This is a genomic window from Mycobacterium sp. (assembly GCF_049585075.1).
In the GTDB taxonomy this organism is placed as follows: Bacteria; Actinomycetota; Actinomycetes; order Mycobacteriales; family Mycobacteriaceae; genus Mycobacterium.
Window position 1 is genome coordinate 1 of sequence record NZ_JBAUZA010000319.1, and the last position, 11,281, is coordinate 11,281.

Genomic DNA, 11,281 nt, shown 5'->3' on the forward strand with positions numbered 1-11,281 from the left:
ACATCCAGCCGGCCGGCCCAAATGCGGCCACCGCCGACGTGGCCATCGGGGGTCCGACATTCCCGACGCCGGTCACCCGGAACCTCACGTTCGTCAATCAAGGTGGCTGGACGATCTCGCCCGAGTCCGCGCAGGCGCTGATCCAGGCAGCCACCGGCTAGCCGGCAAGGGCGCTCAAGTCGATCCTCGCGATGCGCTCGGGATCGGCCAGGACGTCAATCGCGGCGATACGCCCACCGCGGACCACGAATCCCATGATGGCGGTGGGCCGGCCGGCGACAAAGATCACCGCGCCCGCGGCGCCGTTGACGACGGCGGGGCGGGCTTCGCGTTCGGGCGCCGCGTAAGTTCGGGCCAGCCCGGCGACCGCGGATGCCCCGGTCACCGAGCGCAGCCCGGCAGGTCCCGGACCGAAGTCGCCGCGCAGGGACACTTCGGGGTCCAGCACCGCGACCAGTCGGTCGAAGTCGCCTGCACGCCCGGCGGCGAAGAAGGCGTCGACGACGGCGTGCTGAGCCACCAAGTCGGTGTCGGGATTGGGCGCGGCATCGTGGATGCGCCGGCGCGCCCGGCTGGCCAGTTTGCGGGTGGCCTCTGGGGACCGCTCGACGATCGGCGCGATCTGTTCGAACGGCGCCGCGAACACGTCGTGGAGAACGAACGCCAGCCGCTCAGCCGGCGGCAAGGTGTCCAGCACCACGAACAACGCCAGTCCCACCGAGTCGGCCAGCATCGCCTGGTGTTCGGGGTCGACGTCGCCGACTGCATCGACGATGGGATCGGGCACCCGGGCGACGAGTTCTTCGCGGGGGCGCGCCTTGCGGCTGCGCAAGGTGTTCAGGCAGATCCGTGCCACCACAGTCGTCAGCCAGGCGTCGAGGTTGGTTATCTCCTCGGCGCTTCCGCCGCTGAGTCGTAGCCAGGCCTCCTGCACGGCATCCTCGGCGTCGTCGATCGAACCCAGCATCCGGTAGGCCAAGGCGCCCAGGTGTGGCCGGGCTGCCTGGAATCGTGTTGCCAGCTCCCCGTTTGCGGTCACCGTCGACCGGCGTCCGGCAATGCGCATACCCTTCCCTCGCTGAAACCGGACGATCCGATGTCCAACGCCAGGTTGAACCGGCCCCGGAGGTTGCCGAGTGTGACGATGTGGGTCAGCGCGACGAGCTGTGCATTGTCGAAATGTGTTCGCAGCGCGTCGAATAGCTCGTCGCTCACCTCGACCGGTGTGCGGGTGATCGCCGTCGCGTATTCGAGGATCAGCTTGTCGACGTCGGAGAAGCAGGTTGCGTTGTGGTAGTCGGACAACGCCAGCAATTCCTCGTCGGTGAGCCCCCAGCCGCGCGCGATCTGAGAACCGAGGTCGATGCAGTACTCGCAGCTCACCGTCGTCGCCGATTTCAATTCCGCGAGCGCGCGATGGCGTGGGCTGAGAATGTCGATCTTCGACTCGGCCAGCTCCAGGCGACCGATTGCACTGAGGAGCTTGGGAACATAGGCATACATCCGCAACGGCTCCAGCATTGCCGGGGTTTCGCCACCGGTCATCTGCTTGAAGTGGCGCTTGGTGAAAAAGAAGGCGATCTTGGTGCCGAGTTTGGCGTCGCGATCCGATACTCCGGTGATTCGTGGCATGGGGTTCCTCCTCAAAGCCATCAAAGGCGTTTATTGGCGGTCTTACCTACCTCGACACCTGCCGGCGCAAGAACGTGACCATTCGGGTGCGACGACCCGCTGCGCCCGGCTTCGCCGCGCTTGCGATCGTCGCGTGGGCTAACCGGGAGTGACCGCATCCAAATCGAGTAGTCGCGCATGCAGCACGGTGCGGTTTCGCAGTGCCGCCCGCACCGCGCGGTGCAGGCCGTCCTCGAGATAGACGATGCCCTTCCACTTCACCGCGTGTGGGAACAGATCGCCGTAGAACGTGGAGTCCTCCGACAGCAGGCGATCCAGCGCCAGCACTGTCGTAGTCGTGACCATCTCGTCGAGCCGGATTTGCCGCGGCGGAATCAGCGACCAGTCCCGGTAGGAGAGGCCATGTTCGGGGTACGGCTTGCCGTCTCGCACGCCCTTGAAGATCATCCAGAAGAGGCTAACCCGCGGCGACGGCCGACGGGCTGTGGGTGCGGTAAGCAATTGCGGCTGGTGATCACCGTAAAATGGACCAGATGGGAAAGGCGGATGCGGATGGGAACTGCCGACGAGCGTCGCTTTGAGGTGCTGCACGCGATCGTCGCCGACTTCGTCTCCACCAAGGAGCCGATCGGCTCGAAGTCGCTGGTAGAACGCCATAATCTTGGCGTCTCATCGGCCACCGTCCGCAACGATATGGCCGTGCTTGAGGCCGAGGGATACATCACCCAGCCGCACACCAGCTCCGGTCGGGTGCCGACGGAGAAGGGCTACCGCGAATTCGTCGACCGGCTCGACGACGTCAAGCCGCTGTCGGTGGCTGAGCGACGTGCGATCCAAGGCTTTCTGGAGTCCGGTGTCGACCTCGATGACGTGCTGCGACGCGCGGTACGGCTGCTCGCGCAGCTGACCCGCCAGGTGGCCATCGTGCAGTACCCGACGTTGTCGACGTCGACCGTGCGGCACCTGGAAGTGATCGCGGTGACCCCGGCCCGCCTGCTGATGGTCGTCATCACCGACTCCGGCCGGGTCGACCAACGGCTCGTGGAACTCGGAGATGTCATCGACGACCACCAGCTGTCCCAGCTGCGCGAGATGCTCGGCCAAGCGCTGGAGGGCAAGAAGCTTTCAGCGGCATCGGTGGCTGTCGCGGATCTTGCCGCGCAGCTCGACGGCCGAGGCGGGCACTCCAAGAGCCTCAGCGACGCTGTCGGACGCTCGGCGACGGTGCTGCTGGAATCGCTTGTCGAGCACAGCGAGGAACGGCTGCTGCTGGGCGGCACCGCCAACCTGACCCGCAATACCGCCGACTTCGGCGGCTCGCTGCGATCGATCCTGGAAGCTCTCGAGGAGCAGGTCGTCGTGTTGCGGCTGTTGGCCGCGCAGCAGGAGGCCGGCAAAGTGACCGTGCGCATCGGGCACGAAACCGAGGCCGAGCAGATGGTGGGCACATCGGTGGTTTCCACCGCCTATGGCACCACCGACACCGTCTACGGAGGTATGGGTGTGCTCGGGCCCACCCGAATGGACTATCCGGGAACTATCGCTAGTGTCGCTGCGGTTGCTTTGTATATCGGTGAAGTGCTGGGTGGGCGATGAACGCGCACTCGTTGCAGAATCTGTGGACAGCCGCATAACGCGGCACAAGAAAGGTCAGGCGTGGCACGCGACTACTACGGTCTGCTCGGCGTGAGCCAGAACGCGAGCGATGCGGACATCAAACGCGCGTATCGCAAGCTGGCGCGTGAGCTGCATCCCGACATCAACCCAGATGAGATCGCACAGGCGAAATTCAAGGAGATCAGCGTCGCCTACGAGGTGCTTTCCGATCCGGAGAAGCGACGCATCGTCGACATGGGCGGCGACCCGCTGGCGAACGCGGCATCGGCCGCCAACGGCTTCGGCGGGTTTGGCGGCTTGGGTGATGTGTTTGAGGCGTTCTTCGGCGGGAGCTCAACTTCGCGCGGACCGACCGGGCGGGTCCGTCCCGGTTCGGACTCGTTGCTGCGGATGCGGCTGGACCTGACCGAATGCGCGACCGGCGTCAGCAAGCATGTCACCGTTGACACCGCGGTGCTGTGCGACCGGTGTCAGGGCCGCGGCACCAACGGCAATTCGGCCCCGGTCACCTGCGACACCTGTGGTGGTCACGGCGAGGTGCAGACCGTGCAGCGCTCCCTGCTCGGTCAGGTGATGACGTCGCGACCCTGCCCCACCTGCCGCGGCGTCGGCGAAGTCATCCTTGATCCCTGCTACCACTGCGGCGGCGACGGACGGGTGCGGGCCCGTCGGGATATCACCGTGAAGATCCCCGCCGGCGTCGGAGACGGGATGCGCGTGCGGCTGGCTGCACAAGGTGAAGTCGGACCCGGGGGAGGGCCGGCGGGTGACCTCTACGTCGAGGTCCACGAGCAGCCCCACGACATCTTCGTGCGCGACGGCGACGATCTGCACTGCACGATCTCGGTGCCGATGGTCGACGCGGCCCTGGGTACCACGGTCACCGTGGACGCGATCCTCGACGGCCTGACCGAGATCACCATCCCCGCGGGGACCCAGCCCGGTTCGGTCACGACCCGGCGCGGCCAGGGGATGCCGCATCTGCGTTCGGGTACCCGCGGTGATTTGCACGTGCACGTCGAGGTGGTGGTGCCCGATCGGCTCGACAACCGCGACACCGAACTCCTGCGCGAGTTCAAGAGCCATCGCAACCGCGACGTGGCCGAAGTCCGGTCGACGCATGCCGCCGCCAACGGCGGATTGTTCAGCCGGCTGCGTGAGACCTTTACCGGGCGCTAATTGCCCGGGCTGTTCTATATTGACGCGCTGCCCGACACGGGCGAGCTGGTCGTCGTCGAGGGCGACGAGGGCTTCCACGCCGCTACCGTGCGGCGCATCCGGCCTGGCGAGCAACTGCTGCTCGGCGACGGTGTCGGAGGTTTAGCGCGTTGCCTAGTCGAGCAGGCTAGCCGCGGCGGACTTCAGGCCAGGGTGTCTGACCGTTGGCAAGTACCGCCGGTACAGCCGCCGGTGACCGTCGTACAGGCCTTGCCCAAGGCCGAGCGTTCGGAATTGGCGATCGAGTTGGCTACCGAAGCCGGGGCTGACGGGTTGGTGGCCTGGCAGGCCGCGCGTTGCGTGGCCCGTTGGGAGGGGACCCGCGCCGAAAAGGGTTTGCGGCGCTGGCGCGCGGTCGTTCGGGCCGCAGCGCAGCAATCCCGGCGCGCATACATCCCGTCGGTCGACGGGGTGGTGTCCACCGCAACGCTTACTGAGCGGATCGCCGGCGTGGTTGCGTCGGGAGGCACCGTGCTGGCACTACACGAGTCGGCTACCGGCCAGCTAGCGGATCTTGGTCTGGCGCAAGCGAAGTCGGTGACATTGGTGGTAGGGCCGGAAGGTGGTATCACTCCCGACGAACTCGCCGCGCTGACCGACGCCGGTGCCGTGGCCGTCCGGCTGGGCCCGACGGTGCTGCGTACGTCGACGGCTGCCGCGGTCGCGCTGGGCGCGCTGGGTGTGCTAACGCCGCGGTGGGACGCCCGGTGACGATGCGGGCCGTGAAGCGGCCGCCATACGCGTCGAGATTGACGCTAGCGCGCATTTTTCGTCGTATTTCCGCACTGGCGTCGATCTCGACGCTGCAAAAACCGCCCGGCGGTAGAATCGAGAGGCTAACCCGCTGAATAAACCGCAGAAAGCAGGCATCAGAAACCACGTGACGCCCCGCGAGACCAGCGCTGCTGACTCATCGACAACTTCGGTGCGCAGCAGCATCGACGTTCCGCCCGACCTCGTCGTGGGCCTGCTCGGTTCCGCTGACGAAAACTTGCGCGCACTCGAGCGCATTCTGTCGGCAGATCTGCATGTGCGTGGCAACGCAGTGACGCTCTCCGGCGAGCCTGCGGATGTAGCGCTCGCCGAACGGGTGATTTCCGAACTCATCGCGATCGTCGCCGGCGGCCAGCCGTTGACCCCTGAGGTGGTGCGCCACAGTGTGGCCATGCTGGTCGGTACTGGCAACGAGTCGCCGGCCGAGGTGCTGACACTGGACATCTTGTCGCGGCGCGGCAAGACGATTCGGCCCAAAACCCTCAATCAGAAGCGCTACGTCGACGCCATCGATGCCCACACCATCGTCTTCGGCATCGGCCCGGCCGGGACCGGCAAAACCTACCTGGCGATGGCCAAGGCGGTCAACGCACTGCAGCGCAAACAGGTCACGCGCATCATCCTGACCCGTCCTGCGGTGGAAGCCGGTGAGCGGCTTGGCTTTCTGCCCGGCACGCTGAGCGAGAAGATTGACCCCTACCTGCGTCCGCTTTACGATGCGCTGCACGACATGATGGATCCCGAACTGATCCCAAAGTTGATGGCGTCTGGGATAATTGAGGTCGCGCCGCTGGCCTATATGCGGGGTAGAACGCTGAATGATGCGTTCATCATCCTCGACGAGGCGCAGAACACCACCGCGGAGCAGATGAAGATGTTTCTCACCCGACTCGGATTTGGCTCGAAAGTTGTTGTCACCGGCGATATTACGCAGATTGACTTACCGGGTGGCAACCGGTCTGGACTACGAGCCGCCGTCGACATCCTCGACGGCATCGACGACATTCACGTCGCGGAGTTGACTAGCGCCGACGTGGTACGGCACCGGCTGGTCTCCGAAATCGTGGACGCCTACGCACGATACGAAGAGCCGGGTCTGACGATGAACCGGGCAGCGCGGCGGGCGTCGAGCGCCCGCAGCCGTCGGTGACAACGCCGTGAGTATTGAAGTTGCCAACGAATCTGGCATCGACGTCTCCGAATCCGAATTGATCAGCGTCGCAAGGTTCGTCATCGCCCACATGGACGTCAACCCGGCGGCCGAGCTGTCGATGGTGTTATTGGACACCGCCGCGATGGCTGATCTGCACATGCGGTGGATGGATTTGCCGGGACCGACCGACGTGATGAGCTTCCCGATGGACGAACTGGAGCCGGGTGGCCGTCCCGACGCCCCGGAGCCCGGACCGGCGATGCTCGGCGACATTGTGTTGTGCCCGGCATTCGCCGCCGAGCAGGCCGCGGCCGCCGGTCACACGCTGGGCCATGAATTGGCGTTGTTGACAATCCACGGTGTGCTGCACCTGTTGGGCTATGACCACGCCGAGCCGGACGAAGAAAAAGAGATGTTCGCCCTGCAGGGGCGCTTGCTCGAAGAGTGGGTCGCCGACCAAGTCGACGCCTACCACCATGAACGCCAAAGTGAGAGAGACCAGCGGTTGCTGGACAAATCAAGGTATTTCGAGAATTAAGCCGCCCGTGTGCCGTGCGCTGACCTGCTAAATGAGGTCAAACGCGGGCGTGGGGGCCGAAGTTCAACGATTCACGGGGCGTAACGATGCCTGATCCGACGACGACGAGATTGGCGAAGTGGCACTTTTCGCCGACCAGCACGCGTTAGGAGAACTTCTAGTGAACGTTTCCCGAGATCACTTGCTCGCTAGCGGCCAGTCGTTATGGTCGGCCGCATGCGCGCCACCGGGAGACCACCGACAACGAGCTGCGTCTACCCGCCGCGGTGCGTTGGTTGATCCGCGAGCAGTGCGGCGAGCCGTCGAGCACACTGCATTAGCAACACCTAATACTGTTGGCCGCATGTTCTCTGGGTGCTTGGGGCGGCTTGCCGCCTTGCTCGTGTTGCTCGGCGCCGGAACGGTGGTCGGGGCATGTCACTTCGGTCAAACCACCTCGGCACCGGCTGGGATTGGGCAAGAAGTCATTGACGGAAAGTTTGCGTTCATTGTCACCGAAGTCAACAGCTCCCGGACTTTCGCCGACAAGCGCGCGCAAGGCGTGTATGAGATCGTGTCGGTGGCGGTCAGGAACGTCGGCACCCAGGCGCAGTTTTTCGAGTGGGCCGCTCAGAGGTTGAAGGACAGAACTGGGCGTGAGTATTCGGCGAACTTCATGGTCCCACCGCTATTCGGAAGCGTCGTCAATAGCCTCGACCCAGGTCTTCAGGTGAGCCTCAAGCTGGCATTCGACGTGCCGCCCGGTACGAAACCGACCCAGCTCGTGCTGCACGATTCGGTATCCTCCCACGGAGCCCAAGTTAATCTGACGCAGCCGCCATCCCCACCGCCCCAGCGCGGTTAGCGGAGACTGGCGCCATCCAGTTCGCTCTCTTTCCTGGTCCACGTGCTCAGGCACAGTGAGCATGTCGGCTTTGCCGTAGGGTTTGACAGTAAAGCCACAGGTAGAACACATGAGAGGCTGTCCGACGATTTCAAGGTGTTTCGACAGTTGAATGGGTCTGCTCTGCTCGGCGCGATCGTGCTGATCGGTCTGGGCGGCTTGTTCGCCGCTGTCGATGCCGCGCTCAGCACGGTGTCGTTGGCGCGGGTACACGAACTAGTACGTGACCAGCGGCCGGGCTCGGGTCGGCTGGCCAAGGTTATGACCGACCGCCCCCGTTACATCAATTTGGTGGTGCTGCTGCGGATCATCTGTGAGATCAGCGCGACCGTGTTTCTGGCGGCCTACTTCTACCGGAGCCTGAGCCGAGATTGGGGATTGTTCGCCGCCGCGGCGACCATGGTGGTGATCAGTTTCGTCGTCATGGGTGTCGGTCCGCGCACGTTGGGCCGCCAGAACGCCTACACGATTTCATTGGTGGCAGCTCTACCGCTGCAAACGATTTCGGTCCTACTGGCCCCGCTCAGCAGACTGCTGGTGGTACTGGGAAACATGCTGACCCCGGGTCGGGGGTTTCGCAATGGACCGTTCGCATCCGAGATCGAATTGCGCGAAGTCGTCGACCTGGCACAACAGCGCGGAGTGGTGGCGGCCGACGAGCGCCGAATGATCCAGTCGGTATTCGAACTCGGTGATACACCAGCCCGCGAGGTGATGGTGCCGCGCACCGAGATGATCTGGATCGAAAGCCACGAATCTGCCGACCACGCGATATCGCTGGCGGTACGCAGTGGCCATTCCCGCATTCCGGTGATTGGCGAGAACGTCGATGACATCGTCGGAGTTGTGTATTTGAAAGACATTGTGCAGCACAGGTATTACTCGACTACTGGCGGCCGGGACACCAGCGTCGCAGAGGTCATGCGCACCGCGGTGTTCGTACCGGATTCCAAGCCCCTGGACGCCTTGCTGCGCGAGATGCAACGCAACCGCAACCACATGGCGCTGCTGGTCGACGAGTACGGCGCAATCGCCGGGTTGGTGACGATCGAGGATGTGTTGGAAGAGATCGTCGGCGAGATCGCCGATGAGTACGACGCCGCCGAGGTCGCGCCCGTAGAAGATCTGGGCGACAACCGGTTTCGGGTATCAGCGCGACTTCCGATCGAAGACGTCGGCGAATTGTATGGTGTCGAATTTGATGAGCACCTCGACGTCGACACGGTCGGTGGCTTGCTGGCCCTGGAACTGGGCCGGGTCCCACTGCCCGGCGCCGAGGTGGTATCACATGGGCTGCGGTTGCATGCCGAGGGCGGCCCGGACCATCGCGGGCGAGTCCGGATCGGGACGGTGTTACTGAGCCGCGCGGACTCCGACGGTCAGGAGGTAAACGATGACGGCTGAGCCGCTCGACACCGACGGCGCAGGCGCCCTGGTGCAGTGAGCGAATTCCATTCCGGCTTCGTCTGTCTGATAGGGCGACCCAATACCGGCAAGTCGACATTGACTAATGCGCTGGTCGGCACCAAGGTGGCGATCACCTCGAGCCGCCCGCAGACCACCCGGCACACGATTCGCGGCATCGTGCACCGCGAGGACTTCCAGATGATCTTGGTCGACACCCCGGGACTGCATCGGCCGCGCACCCTGCTGGGTAAGCGGCTCAACGATTTGGTTCGCGACACCTACGCCGAAGTCGACGCGATCGGGTTGTGCATACCAGCCGACGAAGCGATCGGTCCGGGAGACCGGTGGATCGTCGAACAGATCGGTTCCGTCGCGCCCACAACGACATTGGTCGTCGTCGTTACCAAAATCGACAAGGTGTCCAAGGACAAGTTGGCCGAGCAGTTAGCCGCGATCGGGGAACTGATCGGACTCACCAACGGCCGTGAGGCCGAGATCGTCCCCGTCTCCGCGGTCAGCGGTGAGCAGATCGACGTGCTGACCGACGTGTTCGCCGCCGCACTGCCGGCCGGGCCGGCGTATTACCCCGACGGTGAGCTGACCGATGAACCCGAAGAGGTTTTGATGGCCGAGTTCATCCGGGAAGCCGCTCTGGAGGGTGTACGCGACGAGCTACCGCATTCGCTGGCAGTGGTGATCGACGAGGTCAACCCGCGTGAGGGGCGTGACGATCTGATCGACGTGCACGCGGTTCTCTATGTAGAGCGAGACAGCCAGAAGGGCATCGTGATAGGGAAGGGCGGCGCCCGGCTGCGAGAAGTGGGCACCGCGGCGCGCGGCCAGATCGAAAAGCTGCTGGGCACCAAGGTCTACCTCGACTTGCGCGTCAAGGTAGCCAAGAATTGGCAACGGGACCCCAAACAGCTTGGTCGGCTTGGCTTTTGAGCTAACTATCAGCTAGTGCGTCGCTGGAAACCGGCGGCGTGTCTGTGTCGGTGTTCCACCACGCTTGCGGCTGTTTGGCCGCCCAGCCGCCGAGTGCCTCCAACTCGGCAGCCAGCGAAATCAGCAGGGGCTCGCTGTTGGCCGGTCCCATCAGCTGCACACCGATCGGCAAGCCTTCGGAGGTGAAGCCTGCTGGAACGTTGGTCGATGGCCAGCCCAACACATTCCACGGCCATGTCACCGGGCAGGCGGCGATCATCACGCGGTCGGTGCCCAATCCGCCCAACCTGTCGAATGCGTGCGCCAGCGGCGGCGGCTGCGCAGTTGTCGGGGCAACCACCACGTCGACGATGCGGAAAATCGAGCCCACCCGGCGCTGATCGGCAGCTTCATGCGCCCGGGCGGCGCGCAGTATCGACTGCGAGAGCACCCGCCCCATCCGCATATTCGACAGCGTGCGGGTGTCCAGCTCGACATCGTCACCCAGCCTCTCGGCCCAGTCGAGTAGCCCAGAAGTGGACCGCGACAAGAAATTCCACGACAGCCGCAGGCCGTAATCCGGGTTGCCCGAAAGCACGCTGTGGCCGAGCAGCCGAAGTTGCTCGCCCACCGCCGCCAGGGCCGCCCTGATCTCTGGATGCAAGCGGGCCGGAAACCCGGTGAACGGGAACCCGGTGGACAGCGCGATCCGCAATGGCCCCGGAGCGATACCTACATGGTCGGACACCTTCACCGGGCGCGGCTTGTGCAGATCGCCGTCGGCGTTGCCGGACGCCGCATCGAGAACGAGCGCCGCGTCGGCGACCGTACGGGCCAGCACGCCGTTGACCGTGATGCCGTTGAATGCTTCCGGCACTGGCCACGTCGAGATGCGGCCACGTTGCGGTTTTATGCCCACCAGATGGGTCCAGGCCGCCGGGATACGGACACTGCCCGCGCCATCGGAGCCGATCGCGGCGGTGACCAGGCCGGCGGCCACTGCGGCCGCGCTGCCGCCCGACGACCCGCCCGGGGTGTGTTTGCGCGACCACGGGTTACGGGTGTGGCCAAACCCGGGTCCGCTGGTGAACGGCCATTGGCCCAACTCGCATGTGTTGGTCTTGCCGACGATCAC

The 11,281-nt window shown here is 64.6% G+C and carries 12 protein-coding genes; 8 read left to right on the forward strand and 4 right to left on the reverse strand.

Translation table 11 applies throughout. From position 1 onward, the window contains the following. Nucleotides 1-157: 157 nt before the first annotated feature. The 3 genes from WB785_RS15270 to WB785_RS15280 all read right to left on the reverse strand — a co-directional run bounded on the left by WB785_RS15270 (nucleotide 158) and on the right by WB785_RS15280 (nucleotide 2,079). A complete protein-coding gene (locus WB785_RS15270; RefSeq protein ID WP_424080167.1) occupies nucleotides 158-1,066 on the reverse strand; it encodes a sigma-70 family RNA polymerase sigma factor in 909 nt (302 codons plus the stop codon). Then, entirely contained in the window at nucleotides 1,036-1,632 is a 597-nt protein-coding gene (locus WB785_RS15275) for a carboxymuconolactone decarboxylase family protein (protein ID WP_424080168.1), read from the reverse strand. The genes WB785_RS15270 and WB785_RS15275 overlap by 31 nt, the downstream gene beginning before the upstream one ends. A 138-nt stretch (nucleotides 1,633-1,770) precedes the next feature. Beyond that, the gene (locus WB785_RS15280) at nucleotides 1,771-2,079 is read right to left on the reverse strand and encodes a type II toxin-antitoxin system VapB family antitoxin (RefSeq protein WP_424080169.1); all 309 of its coding nucleotides are present in this window, start codon (nucleotides 2,077-2,079) and stop codon (nucleotides 1,771-1,773) included. Between the two features lie 105 nt (nucleotides 2,080-2,184). Here WB785_RS15280 and hrcA point away from each other — a divergent pair, with 105 nt between their 5' ends. The 8 genes from hrcA to era all read left to right on the forward strand — a co-directional run bounded on the left by hrcA (nucleotide 2,185) and on the right by era (nucleotide 10,167). Beyond that, entirely contained in the window at nucleotides 2,185-3,228 is a 1,044-nt protein-coding gene (gene hrcA, locus WB785_RS15285) for a heat-inducible transcriptional repressor HrcA (RefSeq protein WP_424080170.1), read from the forward strand. A 60-nt stretch (nucleotides 3,229-3,288) separates the two neighbouring features. Then, a complete protein-coding gene (gene dnaJ / locus WB785_RS15290) occupies nucleotides 3,289-4,428 on the forward strand; it encodes a molecular chaperone DnaJ (protein WP_424080171.1) in 1,140 nt (379 codons plus the stop codon). Beyond that, nucleotides 4,429-5,178, forward strand: coding sequence for a 16S rRNA (uracil(1498)-N(3))-methyltransferase (locus tag WB785_RS15295; protein WP_424080172.1), 750 nt, complete (start codon nucleotides 4,429-4,431; stop codon nucleotides 5,176-5,178). 169 nt (nucleotides 5,179-5,347) lie between these two features. After that, nucleotides 5,348-6,391, forward strand: a complete 1,044-nt coding sequence (locus tag WB785_RS15300; RefSeq protein WP_424080173.1) for a PhoH family protein — start codon at nucleotides 5,348-5,350, stop codon at nucleotides 6,389-6,391. 7 nt (nucleotides 6,392-6,398) lie between these two features. Beyond that, on the forward strand, nucleotides 6,399-6,932 hold the full coding sequence (ybeY, locus tag WB785_RS15305; protein WP_424080174.1) for an rRNA maturation RNase YbeY: 534 nt from the start codon (nucleotides 6,399-6,401) through the stop codon (nucleotides 6,930-6,932). 343 nt (nucleotides 6,933-7,275) lie between these two features. Further along, nucleotides 7,276-7,776, forward strand: a complete 501-nt coding sequence (locus tag WB785_RS15310; RefSeq protein WP_424080175.1) for a DUF4352 domain-containing protein — start codon at nucleotides 7,276-7,278, stop codon at nucleotides 7,774-7,776. 147 nt (nucleotides 7,777-7,923) lie between these two features. Beyond that, nucleotides 7,924-9,219 carry a hemolysin family protein gene (locus WB785_RS15315; protein WP_424080178.1) on the forward strand — a complete coding sequence of 432 codons (1,296 nt, stop codon included), beginning with the start codon at nucleotides 7,924-7,926 and terminating at the stop codon, nucleotides 9,217-9,219. Between the two features lie 36 nt (nucleotides 9,220-9,255). After that, nucleotides 9,256-10,167 (forward strand): GTPase Era, encoded by a 912-nt coding sequence (gene era / locus WB785_RS15320; protein ID WP_424080176.1) that lies wholly within the window; start codon nucleotides 9,256-9,258, stop codon nucleotides 10,165-10,167. Between the two features lies 1 nt (nucleotide 10,168). On the opposite strand, the gene WB785_RS15325 is transcribed toward era, so the two are convergent. Continuing rightward, nucleotides 10,169-11,281, reverse strand: a 1,113-nt coding sequence (locus WB785_RS15325; RefSeq protein WP_424080177.1) for an amidase, incomplete at its 5' end; no start/stop codon positions are given.